Genomic DNA, 19,055 nt, shown 5'->3' with positions numbered 1-19,055 from the left:
CGGCCACCGTATCCGCCCTCCGCGTTCCCGGGGAAGAGCGCTCGGGCAGTGGTCCCGCGGTACTACGGCCGTGCGACCGCGGGACCACCTCCAGGCGGCACCGCGGGTGGATGGGCGAGCACTCCGGCGTCGATAGCGTCGAAGCCATGACCGCTCCTGCCACGGCGAACGGGTTCCGGCCCGGCCCGTTCCGCGTCGCCTCCGCCTGGTTCACGGCAGTCGTGGCGGTGATCGTCGCCGTCGTGTTCTTCTTCGCCGCCTTGCTCCTGACAGCGCAGACGACCGGAAACGCGGTGCTGTCCTACGTCGTTGCCGCGGCCGTCGCGCTCGCGTGCGCGACCGGCTTGGCACGGTTGTCGGTCCGGTTGCGTCGCGGCCGCAGCGGGCTGACCGAAGGCATCTGCCTCGCGCTGTCCCTCCTGCCGGCAGCGGGACTGTCCTGGACGTGGTTCGGCGCGCCCGCGACCTCCACACCACTGCCCGAATCGGCTTCCGTGCGGTACTGGGACCTGCCGACCGGCTCCCGCGTCGCCTACGTCCGCACCGCCGGGAAGGTCACGCACCCCGAACCGGTGCTGCTCGTGCACGGCGGCCCGGGAGCCCCGACCGGCGCGAACGACGAGTTCGCCCGGCGCCTCGCGGCCGCCGGGTTCGCCGTCTACGCCTACCAGCAGGTCGGTGCGGGCCAGTCGAGCCGGCTCGACCCGGCGGAGTACACGCTCGCCCGGCACGTCGCCGACCTCGACGCCGTCCGGCAGGAGCTGGCGGCTCCGAAGGTGGTGCTGGTCGGCTCGTCCTGGGGCGGGCAGCTCACCGCCCACTACCTGGCCGCGCACCCGGACAACGTCGCCAAGGCGGTCGTCGCGAGTCCCGGAGCCATGGCCGCCGACTCCTTTCCTGACGGCAGCCTCACGCCGGGCGGCCACAGCGACCAGGCCAGCCGGTTCGCGGAGCACACCCGCTTCGCGGCGACGTACTTCCTGGCGCAGGCGGGCGGTCTGCGCGCGGCCAGGACCCTGATGCCCGCCGACACCGCGGACGGGCTCTACCAGCAGTTCGTGCACAGCCTCGACATGAGCGCCGGTTGCCCCGCCGCCGCCAAGCCCCGACGGCCCGCCGACGCCACCGCCGGCTACAGCCTCTGGGTCAACGTCGCCACTCTCGCGTCGGCAGCGAAGGCCGCCGACCCCCGGCCCGCCTTGCGCCACAACGACACCCCGCTGCTGGTGCTGCGAGCGCAGTGCGACTACCTGCGGTGGGAGGTGACCCGCGAGTACCGCGACACGTTCCCCAAGGCGACGATGCTGACCGTCGACGGCGCCGGGCACACCGTTCTCGCCGACAAGCCGGCCGAGACCGGCGATGCCGTGGCCGCGTTCCTCACCGGGGAAGCCTTGCCGGGCAAGCCCTACACCGCCGCGGAGGCACCTTCGCGGTGGTGACGGCGGTGACCAGGGTCAACGACTCCTGCGCGCCGAGTGGCCGCCGGGTCACTGCTCCTCAGCCGCACGCCGCCGGTCGAGGTCCGCGTCCACCCGGTGCGTCTCGGACCTGTCCCGGTGCTCGGGCTCAGCCGCGCCGCCCTGCTGTGCGGCGACGTCGTGGTGCTCGGCGGCGCGGTCGTGGGCCCGCGCCGAACGCAGCAGGGACTCCCGCAGCCGTTCCCGCGCGGCGTCCTCGCGCTGCCGGGCTGACGCCGCGACCGGGTCGTCTGCCTCGGTTCTCCGCTCCAGCCGTTGCTTCGACCGGCGCGCGTCCTCCGCGCGTTCACCGGCACGCCGGCCCGCTTCCGCGGCAGCCACACCAGGATCCTCCGGATCGACCACGCGACCGATCGTCCCACGCCGCGCCCAGACGGGCGACCTACCCGGACCGGCGGCGTCAGCCGAGGTCATCGAGCTGCCGTCGCACACGTTCGGCGTCGCTGTCACGGCCCTGTTCCCGGTACAGCTCCAGAGCCTTCCGCCACGTTTCGCGCGCGAGGTCGAGCTGTCCCAGTGCGGCATGCGGATGACCGACCGTGTCGAGGACGTTCGCGATCCCGTAGGTGTGGCCGAGGGAGCGGAAGAGCCCGAGGGCTTGGCGGTAGTGGTCGACCGCCTGCCGGTGGTCGCCGGTGCGGTGGGCGATGAGTCCGAGGCTGTCGAGGACGGCTGCCTCACCTGCCGGGTCGTCGTGCAGGCGGAACAGCTCGAGGGCGGCCTGGCAGTGGCCGCGGGCCTGACCGAAGTCACCCAGGCGCGCGGAGCACCATCCCACCTGGCTCAGTGCGTCGGCTTCCAGAACGCCCAGGCCGAGGGCCCGGTAGAGGTCGAGGGCGCGTCGGGCGTGGTCGAGGGCTCGCCGGTGGTCCCCCTGCGCCGTCCACGCGACCCCGAGCGCTTGGTTGGTGTAGGCCTGCTGGGTGCGGTCGTGGTGGCAGCCGGCCAGTTCGAGAGCCCTGTCCAGGTTCTCGATCGCCTCCTCGTGCCGGCCCAGCAGGGCGTGCGCGTGACCGAGGTTCCGGTGCGTGCGGACGCGGATGGCGGGGGCGGGCAGGTGGGTGCTCGCCGCCAGCGCCAGTCGCCACGTGGTGAGCGCATCGTGCCGATGCCCCCGTCTGCGGTGGTAGGTGTCCAGGGCCCAGGCGAGGTGCCACACGGCGGCGTGGCCGCCGAGGGTGGAGGCGGCACGCTGGGTGGCCAGCAGGGTGGCGTGCTCGGCCTGGAACCAGGCTGCCGCGGCTGCGGCATCGGCCAGCGGGTGCGGGCCGACGCCGTTCACGGTCAGCCGTGGCCGGACGAGTTCGCGATGAGGGTTCAGCAAGCGGTCGGCGGCGTGCGCGGTGTGCACGTGGAAGTCCATCACCCGCACCAAAGCCGCTTCCCGTACGTCGTCGGGCAGGTCACGGGCTGTCGTGGTGGCGTAGGCGCGCACCAGGTCGTGCATCGCGTACCGCCCGTGCGGCCGGCGTTCGATCAGCGACGCTTCTTCCAGCGCTGCCAACGCTTTGCGCGTCTCGGCCGGAGTCAGACCGCACAGGGCGGCCACCGCGGCCGGGGTGGTGTCGGGGCCGGGAGCGATGCCGAGCAGTGCGAACACGGTCCGGTGCCGGTCGGTGAGCAGGCGCACGGACCACGAGAGGACAGCGGGCAGGCTGGCGGCCGGGTCGGTGTCGTGGTCGAGCATCTCCAGGCCCAGTTCGCGCAGCTCGGCGGCGACCTCCGCGAGCGGGCGGTCAGAGCCGGTGGCCGCGGCGCGGGCGGTGATGGACAGGGCCAGCGGATGGCCCGCGCACAGGGCGACCAGCTCGGCGACGGCGCCGGGTTCGGCGTCGACGCGGTCCGCTCCCAGCCGTGCGGAAAGCAGAGCGTGCGCCTCGTCGCCGGTCAGCACGTCCACGGGCAGGTGCCTGGCGCCGTGCCGATCGATGAGAGAGGCGAGCCGGTGGCGGCTGGTGACCAGCACGGTGCAGGTCGGGCTGCCGGGCAGCAGCGGGACGACCTGGTCGGCGGTGGAGGCGTTGTCCAGCACGACCAGCATCCGGCGGCCCGCGACGAGGCTGCGGAACAGCGCGGCCTGCGCGTCCAGGTCGGCCGGGATCCGGCCGGGCTCGACCCCGAGGGCGTCGAGGAAGCCGCGCACCGCCACCGGAGAGGCCATCGGCTCCTGCGCGGGGCTGAACCCGTGCAGGTCCACGAACAACTGCCCGTCGGGGAACCGGTCCAGGTGGCGATGTGCCCACGCCAGCGCCAGCCAGGTCTTGCCGATCCCGCCCGCCCCGCCGATCGCCGAGACCAGCACCGTCGTGCCCGGCGTCGCGGGAGTCAGCGCTCGGTCCAGTCCGGCGAGCTCCACCGCCCGCCCGGCGAACGTTCCCGGTGCGGCAGGCAGCTGGCGTGGCACCACGGGCGCCGGCGCCACCGAGTGCACGTGAACTCCACCGTGCACCGTTCCCGCCTGCACCACTGCCCCTGCAACACCACTCGCCGTGTTGCGAACGTCAGCGATCTCCCGATCGTCGGCCTGTTCCGGTTCGGACATCACGAGCGGAGATCACCTCCCGGCTGTCAGGACACCGATCGCCTCCTCCAGAACGGCGACGACCTCGTCGACGCTCAGCCGCACCGATCCCTCGCGGTCATCGACGCCGTCGATCCGTGACCGCAACCGGTACTCGACAGCGCCGTCCGGTCCCCACTCCGCAGCCAGGTCGTCGGTGGTGGGACCCCAGTGCGCGAAGTGCGGCAACCGCCCTGCCCGGTACCGGGCGACGTCCACGCGGAGCGAGTTCACGAACTGCGGCACGTACGCCGTGTTGTCGAACGGCGTGACGATGGCGCCGTCCAGCCACACCGTGCAGGTGCGCAGTGACCCATCCGGGTCAGCCGGGCCGATTTCCAGTGCGAAGAGCGACCGATCTCCGATCAAGATACCCTTTGCACACCAACGCGACACGTCCAGGTCGAAGTCGAGCGCCGCGACCACCGAGTCCACTGTGGACGCACACTGCCCGTCCAACGACACAAACTCGGGCAGGTCGACGAAGCCCAGGTGTTCCAGTGTGGCGCGCAGGTTCGGATAGGTGAGAGGACTGGTGTACACACCGAGGTTCCGCAGCGCCGGCACGTGCGGCCGCTCCGGACCGCGCAGCCGGACACCTCCCAGGAACACCCGCGCGGCTCGGTGGTGCGGCACGAAGAAGTCGGCAGGCCCGAGCTCCACGGCGAAGCTCCCCCGGTCGCCGTAGACCCCGGCGGTTCGAGTGGCCAGGGCACCCAGCAGCTCGTCCGCGACGGCGCGCCTCGCCACCGGATCCTCGCCGGTCACCCGCGCGAAGTCCCTGGTGTCCGCGATGTCGCGCTTGCGGCCCGCCAGCGCCAGCAAGCCGTTCGCACTGTGGTGCCGCACCAGCGACTCCTGGTCCAGCACGCCGCGGTGCAGCGCGGCCAGGGACCGCGGGGTGAGAGGAAGCAGCGGGAGCGCCATGGCCGCGGCGATCCGGTCGCCCCAGTGCCCGAAGCCCTCCAGCACCGCGGCCACCTCGGACACGGGGTCGTCGGTGCCGGTCAGCTCGCACAGCACCTGCGCGACACGCACGCGGAACACGCCGGCCGCTGACGGGAGAACGGACCGCAGCAGGCCGGCCGCGTCCGACGGCGCGCGGTGCGACCGGGCCAGGGCGCCCAGCGACTCGACCGCGACGTGGTCGCCGCCGCGGACTCCGGCGCGGAGCACCGCCTCCACGAGCTCCGGTTCCCGCTGGTGCCTCGTGACCAGTGCGTCGAGGTCCGCACCCTCGTGCCACACCAGGTACGGATCTCCGAACACCTCTCGGCGGAAGTCCTGCCACGCATCGCCCACCGGCACCAGGTTAGTGCCGCGGCGGTAGGCTCCCGGCTTCCGTTGGGGGTCTGAGCTGTGCTGGACCAGGTGCGGTGGGCGCTGGACGCCGTCGTCTTCGTGTTCTCGGATCCGCTGACCGCGATCGGCGTGGTGACCGGAGCGGTGGTGCTGGGTTCGGGCGCGTGGTTCGCGGCCCGGCGGTTCGGGTGGCGGCCGGTTCCCTCCGTCTTCGCCGGGATCTTCCTCGGTCTCGTGCTCGCCCTGACGTTCTCGCGGTCGCAGCCGAGCTGGGCGTTGGTCGGCACGCGGTTCTGCGCCCTCAACGGGTTCTCGGTGAACGGGGTGTCGGAGCTGTTCAACGCGCTGCTGTTCGTGCCGCCGGTGTGGTGCGCGGTGCTCGCGACGCGCCGGCCGCTCGCGGTGCTGGTCTCGGCGGTGGCGTCGAGCGCGCTGATCGAGGTCCTGCAACCGCTCGTCGGACGCGGACTGTGCGAGACGCAGGACCTTCTCAACAACAGCGCCGGAGCCGTGGTCGCGGCTGTTCTCGCAGGCGGCTACGTGACGTTGCGCGACCGTCGCGGGGCCGTGTCCTGACTGGCCGCCCATGACGCCAGCAGGGCCAGGCCGTCCGCGGCCGCCGTGCCGGTGGCGGCGGTGTAGACGGTGAGGTGCAGACCGGGATCGGTGCTCAGCTCCATCGACTCGACGTCCAGGTCGAGCCGGCCCACCACCGGGTGGTGCAGGCGCTTGCGCCCTGACCGGTGCTGCCGGACGTCCTGGGACGCCCACCGCCGCCGGAACAGCTCACTGCGGGTCGACAGCTCACCGACCAGGGCGATCAGCTCCTCGTCGTGCGGGTCGCGGCCGGCTTCCATGCGCAGCTTCGCGGCCACCTCCCAAGCGATCCGGTCGTAGTCGACGAAGAACTCCTCGGCGGCCCGCGGATCCAGGTACACGAACCGCGCGGTGTTCGCGGGCCGGCGCGCGTCGGCCAGCACCGGTGCGAACAGCGCGCGAGCCAGGTGGTTCGCGCGCAGCACGTCGTAGCGGCCGTTGCAGATCCACGCCGGCGCGCCGGCGAGGGCGTCGAGCACCTGCTGCAACGCCGGACGCACCGTCACGGCGGGTCGCCGGCGGCGCCGGCCGCCGGACTGGCGCGCGAGGTGGAACAGGTGCTCGCGCTCGGCCTCGTCGAGCTGCAGGGCCGAGGCCAGCGCATCGAGCACACCGTCGGAGGCGCCGGCGAGGCTGCCGCGCTCCATGCGGACGTAGTAGTCCACCGACACCCCCGCCAGCAGCGCCACCTCTTCGCGCCGCAGACCCTTGACCCGGCGGTTGCCGCCGTAGGCGGGCAGTCCGGCCCGTTCGGGCGTCAGCCGCGCGCGGCGGGAGCGCAGGAACTCCTTGATCTCGGTGCGCGGATCGGTCGTGGCCACCGCTTCACCGTAGGCCCTGGCCGCGAACGGAGGGAGGCACTGCCGGTGCCCCCGGCCGGTAGGGTCTACGTGCCCGACGCGGTCGTCGCGATGCCGCCGTCCACCGGGATGACCGCACCCGTGAGGTAGGCCCCGGCCCGGCTGGCGAGGAACACCGCCGTGCCCGCCATGTCGTCGTCGCGGCCGAGTCGGCGCAGCGGGGCCTTCGCCGCGATCGCGTCGCCGAGAGCGTCGAGCGTGGACGCCATCATCTGCGACGGGAACGGTCCCGGCGCCACCGCGTTCACCGCGACGTGCTGCGGTCCCAGCTCCCTGGCGAGCACCCTGGTGAGCTGGTGCAGAGCCGCTTTGCTGGCGGCGTAGGAGTAGTTGGGCGACGCGGCGACGTGGATGGCGGCGATGCTGCCGATGTTGACGACCCGCGCGGGGTCGTCGGCGGTGCCCGCCCTGCGCAGTGCCGGGAGCAGTGCCCGCACCAGCCAGAACGGCGCCTTGAGGTTGAGGTCGAGCACCGAGTCCCAGGCCTCGTCCGGGAACGTCTCCAGCGGCTCGCGCCACATCGCCCCCGCGTTGTTGACGAGGACGTCCAGGCGTTCGAAGTCGGCCTCGACGAGGGCGGCGAGGCGCCGGCACTCGTCGTGCCGGGACAGGTCGGCGGGGACAGCCCGGACGTCGCCGAACTCGGACAGCGCGCGCTGGGCCTCCGCGCACGCGTCCGCGTCGCGGGAGCTGATGATGACGCGCGCACCCGCCTGCAGGAGGCCGCGGGCGATCATCACCCCGATCCCCTTCGTGCCGCCGGTGACGAGTGCGTGCTTCCCGCTCAGGTCGAAGAGGCCTGCGTGGGTGGTGAGCCGGCTGTCCGCCATGGGTGTTCGTTCCTTCGGTCGTGGAAGCGTGTGCCGACAGTGCACAGGCGTGACGGACGTCCGGGGAGTCCCTGGCGTTGCAGGTACCGCAAAGACCTCCTTCGAAGCGGCGTGGACTGCCTAGGATCGGGGCGTGACCACGAGGCCCACCGAAGTCGTCCTCACCAGCCGCGGCTCGGCCGTGGTCCAGCGCGTGCTCGCCGGGGTCTCGATCGCCGGCGCCGTGGCGGGCGCGGTTGCGGTCGCCCTGTCGGACCAGCCGTGGTGGGGCGTCGCGTTGTGCGAGCTGGGCATCCTGGTGGGCGTGTTCGTCCTGATGGCGATCTGGTCCTCGGCGACGGAGAACGCGAAGGACACCACCGCGTTGCGCGCCACGGGCAAGACGGTGCTCGCCGACGTCCTCGACAGCGAGGCGCACGACGACGGCGAGAGCACCTCGCACCGGCTGACGATGTGGATCCCGGTGCCCGACGGAGGGTTCGAGGTGGGCCACTGGTGCCACCGCTACGACGGTGAGCAGCAGCTCCCGGTGCTGATCGACCCCGCCACCCGGACGTGGGCCGTCATCCACTAGGGACTACGTGGAGCGGCCGAACCCGAGTCCGGGGAACTCCACCGGGACGGACGGGGCTCCCTCCGGGTCCTGCCACGCCCGGTACCGGAGCTCGTCGGGGCTGACGATGCCGTAGGCCTGGCGGAGCGCCACGACGCAGCGGTCCGCCAGCCGGGCGAACTCCTCCGTGAGCGCGGGGCGCCGCAGCGACCACGACCAGTTGGGTTGCCCGGCGTCCGGCGCGGCCCACTCGAACCTGCTCAGCTGGAACTCGTCGGCGTCCGCCACGACGTCCGTGCCCGGCGCCTCCGCGTAGAGCCGGTCGGGGGCGCCGGCGAACTGCACGTACCGCCTCGGCTCCTGCGCCGCGTGGATGATGAGGTAGACGTGGTCGGTCACGTCGCGCAACGCGTCCGTGAGCCGTTCGGTGAACTGCGCCCAGTCGTACGCGATCTTCCACGGCATCGGGACCGGCGTCACCGTGGTGGTGAACTCCAGCTCGGGGTCGTCGAGGGCGACCAGCTTCTGCAGCGGTCCGCGGTTGCCGTCCCGCCGGAACCCCTGCGCCTGGGCCTCGGGGCCGTGCCCGGTCACCCAGTGGCCGTGCGCCGTGGGCCTGCCGTTGAGCTCGACGGACAGGCCGCGGTAGGTGCCGGGACGGGCGACGTCGAAGCAGTCCAGCACGTCGTCGTGCGTGATCGGCCGGACGAAGCGGCGGCGGCCCTGCGGGGCGAACGACTCGTCGACCGCGTGGTCCGCCTCGATCCACCACTTCCCGAACGACTCCCGCAGCCGGTGGTCGACGCCGTGGTAGCGGACGAACCGCCCCGGTGTCCGGTCGTCGTTCACAGGTGTCCGGCCCTCCGGTCGAGCTCGACGCCCTGAGGGGTCTCGAACATCGCGCTGACGCTCTTCGCGGAGCCCCTGAACGAGATCCTGCCGCCGGAGGCCGTGTCCCAGGTCGCGGACGAAGACCTCTCGAGGTCGCGCATCGCCGGCACTCCCCAGCGCGTCTCCCCCTCGCGCACCACCAGGGCGAAGGCGTCCCCGAGGAACCTCCTCGACGCCGAGGTGACCTCGCGGATCGTGTCGGAGATGCGGAACGAGATGTACGACAGGTCGTCCCCGGCGCCGATGGTCGACACGTCCGGGACGGTGAACCCGGAGACCGTGTTCATGAGGTAGGACTTGCCCTTCTCGACCTCGACGGTCCACCCGAACCACTCGACGGCCCGCTGCCGCACCTGGTCACGCGTGAGCGGCCACGACTCCGCCTCCCAGAACTCCACCAGGTCGCACGCGTCGCCGGGAGGCATCGCCTTCCAGCTCACTTCTTGACCGCTTCGTGCTCCTCCGGCACGCGGTGGTCCACCCGCTCCTCGTCGGCGGCGGCCGGCGCGGGCTTCTTCTGCCGGGAGTCGGCCGAGTAGTGGGCGACCGCGACCGCTCCGGCGATCGCCAGGCCGAACCCGATGCCCGCGGCGGTCACGAACCCGTCGCGGACGCGGTCGTCGAGGTAGACCAGCCCGACGAACGACGACAGCGCCGTGTTGGTGGTGAACATGACCGCGGTGACGCCGGTCGGCCCGCCCTTCTGCAACGCCATCGCGAACAGCGCCGCCGCGACACACCCGTTGAGGACGATCGACCAGGCCGCCGGCTCCAGGACGAGTCGCCACGCGGCGTCCGGCAGGTCGAGCGTCCGCGCCGAGATGCCGACGACGCTGTAGGAGACCCCGGAGCCGAACGCCAGCGCCACCGTCGCCCAGACGTGGTTGTGGCGGCGCGCGTAGAAGGCGATCGCCGCCACCGGAACCGCCGTGGCCACGAGGAGCCACCGCCACTGCGGTGGCAGGGAATGAGCGGGGCCTGGCTCCGCCGACACTCCCAGCAGGACCAGACCGGTCGCGCCGACGAGCAGCGCGACCCACACCTGCGCGCGCAGGTGGGCTCCCAGCAGGGCACTGATCAAAGCGGTCACGCCCACGCTGAAGGCGAGCATCGACTGGACGAGGAACAACGGCAGCCGGTGCAGTGCCGCGGAGGCGCAGATGAACCCCAGGAAGTTCACGCCGAGGCCGAGGAAGTACAGCCACTGACGCCGCAGAGCGATGAGATCGTGAGACCGTCCGCCGTACGCGCCCGCACGCCGGACACCTATGGACTCCAGGATCGACCCGCTGCCCGACGCCAGGGTCGCCAGCACGGCGAAGAGGTAACCCAGTGCCATTGCTCCATTGTGGCAGCCGGTGTCCGGGGTGTTCGCGGAGTCCCCGTGTCGTGACCTTCCCCGCGCGTGGCCGGGGGTGCCGTCACCGGCACCCCCGGCGCCCGCCTACTTCTGGATGAAGGGCAGCAGGACCGCGTTGACCTCTTCGGCGTGCGTCCACAGCATGCCGTGCGGGGCGCCGTCGATCTCGACGTACTCCGCCTCGGGGAACGCGGCGTGGAACGGGCGACCGGTGGCGTCGATCGGCAGGATGTTGTCGGCGGTGCCGTGCGCGATGAGCGCGGGCTTGCCGGAGGCCTGCACGGCGGCGACGTCGCCGGTGAAGTCCTCGATCCAGGACGGCACCACGGCGTAGGCGGCGACCGGGGCGCTCCCGGCCGCGGTGTTCCAGCTCGCCGTGACGGCCTCCTGGCTGATGCGCGAGCCCAGGTTGTCGTCGAGGTTGTAGAAGTCCTGGTAGAACTTCGTGAACCAGGCGAAGCGGTCGGCCTTGGCCGTGGCGGCGATGCCGTCGAACTGCGACTGCGGCACGCCCTGCCCGAGCATCCCGGGCTCGACCGAGGCGAGGAACGCGTACTTGGCGACGCGGTCGGCCCCGTACAGCCTCGTGTAGCGGCCGAGCTCGCCGGTGCCCATCGAGAAGCCGACCAGGACCACGTCCCGCAGGTCCAGCGTCTCGAGGATGACGTTGAGGTCCGCCGCGAAGGTGTCGTAGTCGTAGCCGGTGGTGACCTTGCTGGACCGGCCGAAGCCGCGGCGGTCGTAGGTGACGACGCGGTAGCCGAGGTCCAGCAGCTCGCGCGTCTGGCGTTCCCACGAGCTGCCGTCGAGCGGGTAGCCGTGGATCAGCACGACGGCCTGTCCCGCGCCGTGGTCCTCGTAGTAGAGCTCGATCGGCGTCGAGTTCTCCTGGCCGACGGTGATGTACCCCATGGTTCTCCTCTTCTCCTCTTGCCGGGAACGCTCGTTCACCGCTCGGGAATGGGCAAGTCGAGGTTCAGCGACGGCGACGACCGGTCCGGGTCCGGTCCGGTGCGGCGGCCCGTGTCGAGCCCGTCGACCAGGGCGAGCTGCCGTTCGTCGAGCTCGAAGCCGAAGACGTCGAAGTTCTCGGCGATACGGCCGGGGTCGGTGGACTTCGGGATCGCCGAACGCCCCTGCTGGAGGTGCCACCTCAGCATGACCTGGGCCGGCGACCTGCCCACCTCGCGGGCCAGGGCGACGAGGGCGGGGTCCTCCATGACGTTGCGGCGCTGCTCGCCCCAGCCGGGGTAGAAGGTGATGCCCCCGATCGGCGACCAGGCCTGCGTGACGATCCCCAGCTCGGCGTCGGCCTGCTGCGTCTCGCGGTCGGCGAAGTACGGGTGCAGCTCGACCTGGTTGACGGCGGGCACCACCGACGTCTCCTCGCCGAGCCGCCGCAGGTGGGCCGCGGTGAAGTTGCTGACCCCGACAGCGCGGACCATCCCGTCCGCGAGCAGCGTCTCGAGCGCCCGGTAGGCGTCGACGGTCCGCGCGAACCGGTGCGGCGCCGGCTGGTGCAGCAGGAGCAGGTCGATCTGTTCCACCCCCAGCTTGCGGGCGCTCTTCTCGAACGCGTGGAGGGTCTCGTCGTACCCGAAGTCGGACGGCCAGACCTTCGTCTCGACGAAGATCTCCTCCCGGGGCACCCCGGAGCGGCGGATGCCCTCGCCGACCTCCTTCTCGTTCCCGTAGACCGCGGCGGTGTCGACGTGCCGGTACCCGACGCGCAGCGCCTCCTCGACCGCCGCCGCGGTCTGCTCGGGCGGACTCTGGAAGACCCCCAGGCCGAGCGCCGGCATGACGACGCCGTTGTTGAGAACCAGGTCCTTCACCCGCCGCCTCCTTATGTATACGTTTGCGTTTACATAAGCGACCCTAGCAGAACTCGCTCCCGCCGACATCGTGCTGTCGCGGGCGACGGGTTGCATCGGCAGAACATGCCTACGCCTACACGTGGAGATGGCCTTTCGGCTGGCTTCGGTCACCGGCGGCGCGAGACCTCCACCAGCCGTTCGGCGAGGAACGCGCGTTCGACGTCGTTGCCGGTGAGGGTCAGCGCCTCCTCGTAGGCAGTCGCGGCCTGCGGCCAGTTTTCCAGCCGTCGCAGGAAGTCGGCACGCGCGGCGCTGAGGTAGCCGTAGGTGGCCAGCGCGGGTTCGGCCAGCAACGGCGTCAGCGCGTCGAGTCCGGCCCGCGGCCCGTCGCGCATGCCGACCGCGACGGCCCGGTTGAGCTCGACCACCGGGGACGGCCACCGCCGGAGCAGCAGGTCGTAGAGGTCGACGACCTCCGTCCAGTCGGTGTCGTCCCAGCTCGGCGCCTCCGCGTGCAGGGCGGCGATCGCGGCCTGCAGGGCGTATCGGGTCGGCGGCCGCCACAGCAGGGCTTCGGTCAGCAACGACTGGCCCTCGGCGATGAGCTGACGGTCCCAGCGCGAGCGGTCCTGTTCGGACAGCAGCGCCAAGCGCCCGGAGGCGGTCGTCCGCGTGTCCTGGCGTGCCGCGATCAGCAGCATCAGCGCGAGCAGGGCGCCGGTCTCCGCATCGGTCGGCATGAGCAGGTGCAGCAGGCGGCCCAGGCGGATCGCGCTGCCGGTCAGGTCGCGGCGTACCAGGTCGGCGCCGAGCGGTGCGGTGTGACCGGTGGTGAAGATGAGGTGGACGACCTCCAGGACGGCGCCGACCCGTTCCCCGAGCTGGTCAGGTCCCGGCACCCGGTACGGGATGCGCGCCGCGGCGATCTTCTTCTTGGCCCTGGTGATGCGGGCCGCCATGGTGGCGGGCGGCACCAGGAACGCCCTGGCCACCTCGGGCGTGGACAGGCCGCAGACCAGGCGCAGCGTCAGCGCCGCCCTCGCGTCCGGTGACAGCGCGGGGTGGGTGCACGTGAAGATCAGCCGGAGCCGGTCGTCGTCGAGGGCTTCCTCGGGCGCCGGCGCGGTCTCGTCCGCGACCAGCAGGGGCATCCGGCGGCGGAACACCGACTCCCGGCGCAGCACGTCGAGGGCCCGGTTGCGGGCGGTCGTGGTCAGCCAGGCGCCCGGCCGGTCGGGGACGCCCCTCTCGCCCCACGTCTCCAGCGCTTGCGCGAACGCGTCCTGAGCGCACTCCTCGGCCAGGTCGAGGTCCCGGGTCAGCGCGACGGTGCTGCTGAGCACCTTCGCCCAGTCGCGGCGGTGGGCCTGCGCCACCGCCGCGACGACCTCGTCGCTCACTCGCGCTCGACCACGGGCCGGATCTCCAGGCCGCTGTGCGTGTAGTTCAGCTCCGGCAACAGCCTCGCCAGCTCCAGCACTTCGTCCAGGTCGGCCGCCTCGACCAGGTAGTAGCCGCCGAGCCCTTCCTTGGTCTCCAGGAACGGGCCGTCGGTGACGTGAACCTGGCCGTGCGCGTCCGCGCGCAGCGAGGTCGCTGTGGGAGCCGTCTCGAGCTGCCGGCCGTCGAGGACGCGGGCACCGGCTTTGCCCACGAACGCCCCGTGACCGGCGTTGTGCGCGTCCCACTGCTCGGCGGTCATCGCGTCCCACTGCTCGGCGTCGCCGTAGATGAGGATCATGTACTTCGCCATGGCTCCAGCCCTTCGGGTGCGGGCCCCTCCGCGGGTGGCCTTCATCCTTGACGACGAACCCGGCGGGCGCCAGATCGACAGCCGCGCCGTATCCGTTCTCCCGAGCACGCCAGGAGGGTGGTCAGGCCGACGCCGGCAGTGCTGTGATGTGGGGTCAGCTGCCGTTCGGACCGGGTGCCGCACCGGAGGTGTCATGGCGAGGTTCGAGGACCGGTTCGCCCCGCTGCCAGGGCATCCGCGTCGGTTGGAGCAGCCGTCCGCGTCACCGTGGCCCCGTGGTGGCGCCGTCGTCGGCGTGGCGCTGGTCCTGGCGTCCGTCCTGCTCCTCCCCCGGCTCCTCCTCGACTGGGACCTCGCCGGCGCCCCGGTCGGAGACCGCGCCAAGGCGGTCAATGACATCCGCACCGGCCTGCTCCAGGCGATCGGGGGACTCGTCGTCGTGGTCGGCGCCGTCCTGACCTGGCGGCAACTGCAGGTGAACCGCGCAGGGCAGGTCACCGGCGCGTTCGCGAGCGCCATCACCCACCTCGGCGACCCGAGCCTCGACGTCCGCCTCGGCGGGATCTACGCGCTCGAACGCATCGCCCGCACCTCCAGGAGCGACCGGCAGGCCGTCGAGGAGGTGCTGTGCCTGTTCGTGAAGAACCGCGCCACCACGGACACCCGCGAGATCGACGTCAACGTCGCACTCCTCGTCCTGGGACGGCGGAACCCGACCGGCAGCACGCTCACCGTCGACCGGGCCCAGCTCCACGACGTGCGCCTCCGGTTCGCAAACCTCGCCGAGGTCGACCTGCACTTCGCGAACCTCGACGGCGCCGTCCTGTTCGGCGCCGACCTGTCGAAGGCGGACCTGTCCGGAGTCACCCTCCGCGAGGCCGTGCTCGTCGACGCCACCCTGCGCCAGGCCGACCTGCGGGACGCCGTGCTCACCGGCGCCTTCGCGAGCAACACCGACCTGCGCGCCACCGACCTGTCGAAGGCGGACCTCCGGCAGGCGCACCTCGACCACAGCCGCCTGAACCAGGCGGACCTGCGAGGGGCGGACCTGACCGGCGCGGACCTCGCGCACGCGGATCTCACCGGAGCCGTGGCCGACGACGCCACGGTCTGGCCGGAGGGGTTCGAGCCGCGGGGCGTCGTCCGGACCGAAGCGCCTCTGCGGCCTCGGAACCACCGCGAAGCCGCCCGGTGAGCGGACGGCGGAGGACGACTGGGACGAGTCGTTCGCCTCTCCCTGGGACGAACGGTAGTCGCATTGTTCCGGCATCAATTCCACGCCGAACCACGCCAGAGACAAAAACGAGCACAGCGAACTATTGTGTTTGCGCAACATCGCATCCTGCCCGCGACAACAGCCGACACGAATGCAATTCCAGTCGGTGACGAAATCGGCTGCCGCCAGAGGCCGATTCCGTGAACAGGAGTACATGTGCGTTTCTGGGCTTTTCTGTCGTATTCGTGGTCGGACCGGCCACGGGCGGTCGCGCTCCACCGCCGGCTGGAGAGGTTCGTGGTGCCGCGCCGCGTGCGGCGAACAGCCGATCCCCAAGGACCGCCTGGTCGGCGCCTGCGTCCGGTCTTCCGCGATGACGACGAGATGGAGGTGTCTGGTCCACTCGCCGAACGCCTGCGCACCGCCATCGACGAGGCTCCCGCGATGGTCCTGCCGGCCTCGCCGGCATCCGCGCGATCGCGTTACGTGAACCTCGAGGTCGAACACTTCCTCGCCGGACACGACCCGAAGCGCCTCGTCATCGTCGCCACGGGTGAGGACCGGTCCGCCGAACCGGAGCTGCCACCCGCGCTGGACCACGTCGAGGACCCGCTGTGGCTGGACGTGCGGGGTGATCGGAAGCTCACCCGCCGCGAACTGGTCAAGGTCGCTGCCGTGGTGCTCGGCGTGGGGTTCGAAGCGCTGTGGCGCAGACATGTGCGCCACCGACGCCAGCTCACCGCCCTGTGGTGCGCACTGACTCTGGTCGTCGGCGCTGTGGTGGGCACGGCCCTCGTACGTCAACTGGACGCCGAGAAACGCAGCCCGGAGCAGCAACGCGCTCAGTTCCTCGAGTGGATGACCAAGGAGGTGAAGTCGGTCGACCTGCCCGTCAGCGAGGTCAAGCTGAACATCACTCGCGTCGACGATCTGGACAACGACGGACTGATGGAATTCTTCGTCGTCAACGAGACCGCGGAGTTCTGCGGGTCCGGAGGGTGCACGTCGTCCGTCTACCGCACCGTGTCGCCAGGCCAGTACGAGGCGGTGCTCGAACTGCTGGGCACCTCGACAGCGCGGGTGCGTCCGGCGGAAGACGGTACGAAGGAGATCATTTTCAGTGACCTCTCCGTGAGCCGGGAGCCTTTGTACTCCATTTACGCATTACGCGACGGCAGGTTCGAGCTCAAGCACTACGAGTTCTGCGACGGCTTCGTCTTCGAAGCATGCACCGAACCGGCGGTGATCACGCCGGTTCCACGGGAGCGCCCGCCCTCCGTCGACGAGTCGGCGGTTCCGCTGGAGCGACCGGCCGCGGATGCGCGGAAGGTCAGGATCGGCGCGGCGGGCACCTCGCTCGAAGCCGGCGACCACGACCTGACGGTCAGAGGCTCGCTGGCCGGTGGCGAGTGGTACCTCGTCGAGGTGTGGAAGAAGTCGTGCGGGTTCGTCCCGGCCTCGGCCGTGCGGCCGCGGTAGCGCACGGCCGGCTGGAAGGTCATCGACTCACGTTCCCGGCAACGGCGGCCATGATCTGACGGGTCCGCTCGCGCAGCAGCTGGTGCGTGCGGTCGTGGTGGTTGCGCGGGTGCCAGGCCATGCCGACGGTCACGGACGGCAGCTCCACCGGGATCGGGAACGTGCGCAGCCCGAGCGCGTCCAGCATGCGCCGCGCCAGCCCGGCGGGCGCGATGCAGACGACGTCGGTCTCGGAGGCGAGGAACAACGCGCTGGCGAACGTGGGCACCACGGCCGCCACGCGCCGGCTCAGTCCCAGCTCCGCGAGCTGCTCGTCGATCGGGCCGTGTGCACGGCCGCGCCGCGACACGACGACGTGGTCGGCGTCGGCGAACCGCCGCGGCGTCACCTTCCTCGCCTTCGCGAGCGGGTGGTCCGGCCGCACCACGCCGATCAGTGTCTCGGTGACGAGCGACTCGGAGTGGACCTCGGTGTCGCCGGGGCGGATGCTGCCGATCTCCAGGTCCACCAGGCCCTCGCGCAGGGCGGGGGTGTCCTCGAGGTTCTCCGGCCGCAGCCGCAGCGAGATGCCGGGGGCCTGCTCGCGCAGGTCGTCGAGGAGCCGCGGGAGGAAAGTCGTGGACAGCATGTCGGTGACCTGGAGGTCGAACACGCGCACCGCGGTCCGCGGGTCGGCGGTCGCGGAGGGCGCGAACAGCGCGCGGGCCCTGCTGGCGATCGCGTGCACCTCGCCGCGCAGTTCCAGCGCGCGGGGCGTGGGAACGAGATCGCGTCCGGCTCGCACGAGCAGCGGGTCGTCGAAGGTCCGCCGCAGCCGCCCCAGGGCCCGGCTCATGGCGGGGGCAGAGGTGTGCAGACGGGCCGCGGCCTTGGTGACGCTGTTCTCGGCGAGCAACGCGTCCAGCGCCTCGATCAGGTTCAGATCGATGTAGTCCACACCGATTATCACATCCGGAATTGTCCCTTGCCGGGGTTGCACTGGAGTTAATCGACCGCCGCTCCTACCGTCGAAGGCAAGTGGAAATCGTTGGAGGGCAAGGACATGACGCGAGCTGTGGTGATCGGTGGCGGCATCGTGGGACTGACCACGGGCATCGCCCTGCGCCGGGCCGGAGTGGAGGTGGTGGTCTGCGAACAGGCCCCGGAGATCCGCGCGGCCGGAACCGGGCTGGGGCTCTGGGCCAACGCGCTGGCGGTGTTCGACGCGCTCGGCATCGGCGAGCAGGTGCGCGCCATCGGCAAACCCAGCGAGATGCACTTCCACGACCCCGCCGGGAAACTCCTCGAGACCCCGGAGTTCGACGCGGCGGACCACCGGTACCTCCTGGTGCACCGCGCGAAGCTGACCGATCTGCTCGCCGGCCGGGTGGGGCACCAGAACATCCGGCTCGGCACCGGCTTCCACGAGTACGAGGAGCACGCCGGCGGCGTCACGGTCCGGTTGAGCGACGGCAGCACCGAGGAAGCGGACGTGCTCGTCGGCGCGGACGGCGCGTACTCGGCGGTGCGGGCACAACTGGTACCGGAAACCCGGGCGCAGGAACACCACGGCCACCAGGCCTGGCGCGCGGTCGTTCCCGCCGACGGCATCGCGGTGCCCGGCAACCGCGTCATCCTGGGCACCGACGGGTGCCGCGGCGGCCACGTGCTCACGCACGACGGGAGCGTCTACTGGCTGGTGAACCAGTTCAAGTCACCGCCGCTGACCGGCACGCGCAAGCAGCAGGCGCTGGAACGCGCCATCCACCTGGAAGAGGAACCGGACGGGGTGCTGGCCCGGCTGATCGGTGCGACACTGGAGGAGCTGATCCTGCACAACCAGGTCATGCTCGTGCCGCCATTGCCGCACTGGGTCTCCGCACGGGTCGCGCTGGCGGGGGACGCGGCGCACGCGATGTCACCGCACATCACCGCCGGCGCGACGCTGGGCATCGAGGACGCCGCCCTGCTCGGTCACCTGCTCGGCACCGCCGCCGACGTGGCGGGTGCGCTGGCCGCCTACGAGGCCGACCGGATCCCTCGGTACGCCCGCGCCGCGGAGCTGTCCGCCGCGGTCGAGCACTCCCCCACGCCGCAGGAGTTCGCACGCCACTACGCCGCGTTCAGCCACTGGATGATCACGCCCAGGGACGCCGAGCGGAACCGGGTGCCGGCATGACACCGGGGACCGTGAACGGGTCTTGGACACCGTCCACGGTCATCCCCGCCGCGCGACTGTCAGCGAGCCCCTCGGGTGGTCAGCGCCCGCGGCGCAGGTTCCACAGCAGCAACGCGATCGCGGCCACACCGGCCGCGACCAGCGCGGGGTGTTGCCGGACCTGGCGGACACCCTGGTCGACGCGCTGCCTCACCGGCT

Annotated in this window: 19 protein-coding genes; 6 read left to right on the top strand and 13 right to left on the bottom strand. The window is 71.8% G+C overall.

Features of this window, described 5'->3' with window-relative positions:
* Window positions 1–146: 146 nt before the first annotated feature.
* A complete protein-coding gene (locus VF330_RS01135) occupies window positions 147–1,442 on the top strand; it encodes an alpha/beta hydrolase (RefSeq protein WP_330849561.1) in 1,296 nt (431 codons plus the stop codon).
* Between the two features lie 48 nt (window positions 1,443–1,490).
* Here VF330_RS01135 and VF330_RS01130 read toward each other — a convergent pair whose 3' ends face one another.
* From VF330_RS01130 to VF330_RS01120, 3 genes are all read right to left on the bottom strand, one after another.
* On the bottom strand, window positions 1,491–1,802 hold the full coding sequence (locus tag VF330_RS01130; RefSeq protein ID WP_330849560.1) for a hypothetical protein: 312 nt from the start codon (window positions 1,800–1,802) through the stop codon (window positions 1,491–1,493).
* A gap of 79 nt (window positions 1,803–1,881) precedes the next feature.
* Window positions 1,882–3,912 (bottom strand): ATP-binding protein, encoded by a 2,031-nt coding sequence (locus tag VF330_RS01125; RefSeq protein ID WP_330849559.1) that lies wholly within the window; start codon window positions 3,910–3,912, stop codon window positions 1,882–1,884.
* A 123-nt stretch (window positions 3,913–4,035) separates the two neighbouring features.
* The gene (locus VF330_RS01120; protein ID WP_330849558.1) at window positions 4,036–5,343 is read right to left on the bottom strand and encodes a hypothetical protein; all 1,308 of its coding nucleotides are present in this window, start codon (window positions 5,341–5,343) and stop codon (window positions 4,036–4,038) included.
* A 57-nt stretch (window positions 5,344–5,400) separates the two neighbouring features.
* Here VF330_RS01120 and VF330_RS01115 point away from each other — a divergent pair, with 57 nt between their 5' ends.
* Window positions 5,401–5,919, top strand: coding sequence for a VanZ family protein (locus VF330_RS01115; protein WP_330849557.1), 519 nt, complete (start codon window positions 5,401–5,403; stop codon window positions 5,917–5,919).
* Here the strand turns inward: VF330_RS01115 and VF330_RS01110 are convergent.
* Both VF330_RS01110 and VF330_RS01105 read right to left on the bottom strand, forming a co-directional pair.
* Entirely contained in the window at window positions 5,880–6,761 is an 882-nt protein-coding gene (locus tag VF330_RS01110) for a helix-turn-helix transcriptional regulator (protein ID WP_330849556.1), read from the bottom strand. The two genes, VF330_RS01115 and VF330_RS01110, sit on opposite strands and share 40 nt — an antisense overlap.
* Before the next feature lie 65 nt (window positions 6,762–6,826).
* Window positions 6,827–7,630, bottom strand: a complete 804-nt coding sequence (locus VF330_RS01105) for an SDR family oxidoreductase (RefSeq protein WP_330849555.1) — start codon at window positions 7,628–7,630, stop codon at window positions 6,827–6,829.
* 133 nt (window positions 7,631–7,763) lie between these two features.
* On the opposite strand from VF330_RS01105, the gene VF330_RS01100 reads away from it, so the two are divergent.
* Window positions 7,764–8,204, top strand: a complete 441-nt coding sequence (locus tag VF330_RS01100; RefSeq protein WP_330849554.1) for a hypothetical protein — start codon at window positions 7,764–7,766, stop codon at window positions 8,202–8,204.
* A 3-nt stretch (window positions 8,205–8,207) separates the two neighbouring features.
* Here VF330_RS01100 and VF330_RS01095 read toward each other — a convergent pair whose 3' ends face one another.
* The 7 genes from VF330_RS01095 to VF330_RS01065 all read right to left on the bottom strand — a co-directional run bounded on the left by VF330_RS01095 (window position 8,208) and on the right by VF330_RS01065 (window position 14,004).
* Window positions 8,208–9,032 carry a TY-Chap domain-containing protein gene (locus VF330_RS01095; RefSeq protein ID WP_330849553.1) on the bottom strand — a complete coding sequence of 275 codons (825 nt, stop codon included), beginning with the start codon at window positions 9,030–9,032 and terminating at the stop codon, window positions 8,208–8,210.
* Complete coding sequence (locus tag VF330_RS01090) at window positions 9,029–9,514, bottom strand: DUF6301 family protein (RefSeq protein WP_330849552.1); 486 nt, start codon at window positions 9,512–9,514, stop codon at window positions 9,029–9,031. The genes VF330_RS01095 and VF330_RS01090 overlap by 4 nt, the downstream gene beginning before the upstream one ends.
* Window positions 9,511–10,413, bottom strand: a complete 903-nt coding sequence (locus VF330_RS01085) for a hypothetical protein (protein ID WP_330849551.1) — start codon at window positions 10,411–10,413, stop codon at window positions 9,511–9,513. The genes VF330_RS01090 and VF330_RS01085 overlap by 4 nt, the downstream gene beginning before the upstream one ends.
* A 105-nt stretch (window positions 10,414–10,518) precedes the next feature.
* Window positions 10,519–11,346 carry an alpha/beta hydrolase gene (locus VF330_RS01080; protein WP_330849550.1) on the bottom strand — a complete coding sequence of 276 codons (828 nt, stop codon included), beginning with the start codon at window positions 11,344–11,346 and terminating at the stop codon, window positions 10,519–10,521.
* 35 nt (window positions 11,347–11,381) lie between these two features.
* Entirely contained in the window at window positions 11,382–12,236 is an 855-nt protein-coding gene (locus tag VF330_RS01075; protein ID WP_330849573.1) for an aldo/keto reductase, read from the bottom strand.
* A gap of 182 nt (window positions 12,237–12,418) precedes the next feature.
* Window positions 12,419–13,651 carry an RNA polymerase sigma factor gene (locus VF330_RS01070; protein WP_330849549.1) on the bottom strand — a complete coding sequence of 411 codons (1,233 nt, stop codon included), beginning with the start codon at window positions 13,649–13,651 and terminating at the stop codon, window positions 12,419–12,421.
* Entirely contained in the window at window positions 13,648–14,004 is a 357-nt protein-coding gene (locus VF330_RS01065) for a YciI family protein (protein ID WP_330849548.1), read from the bottom strand. The genes VF330_RS01070 and VF330_RS01065 overlap by 4 nt, the downstream gene beginning before the upstream one ends.
* 193 nt (window positions 14,005–14,197) lie before the next feature.
* Between VF330_RS01065 and VF330_RS01060 the strand changes: the two genes are divergently transcribed.
* Window positions 14,198–15,199, top strand: a complete 1,002-nt coding sequence (locus tag VF330_RS01060) for a pentapeptide repeat-containing protein (protein ID WP_330849547.1) — start codon at window positions 14,198–14,200, stop codon at window positions 15,197–15,199.
* A gap of 411 nt (window positions 15,200–15,610) precedes the next feature.
* Window positions 15,611–16,699, top strand: a complete 1,089-nt coding sequence (locus VF330_RS01055) for a hypothetical protein (protein ID WP_330849546.1) — start codon at window positions 15,611–15,613, stop codon at window positions 16,697–16,699.
* A gap of 19 nt (window positions 16,700–16,718) precedes the next feature.
* On the opposite strand, the gene VF330_RS01050 is transcribed toward VF330_RS01055, so the two are convergent.
* Window positions 16,719–17,636, bottom strand: coding sequence for a LysR family transcriptional regulator (locus VF330_RS01050; protein ID WP_330849545.1), 918 nt, complete (start codon window positions 17,634–17,636; stop codon window positions 16,719–16,721).
* 105 nt (window positions 17,637–17,741) lie between these two features.
* Between VF330_RS01050 and VF330_RS01045 the strand changes: the two genes are divergently transcribed.
* Entirely contained in the window at window positions 17,742–18,857 is a 1,116-nt protein-coding gene (locus VF330_RS01045; RefSeq protein ID WP_330849544.1) for an FAD-dependent monooxygenase, read from the top strand.
* The last annotated feature ends 198 nt before the right edge of the window (window positions 18,858–19,055 follow it).

Origin of the sequence: Lentzea sp., from assembly GCF_036380075.1 — a bacterium.
In the GTDB taxonomy this organism is placed as follows: domain Bacteria; phylum Actinomycetota; class Actinomycetes; order Mycobacteriales; family Pseudonocardiaceae; genus Lentzea.
This window is presented reverse-complemented; position numbering and strand designations above follow the sequence as displayed.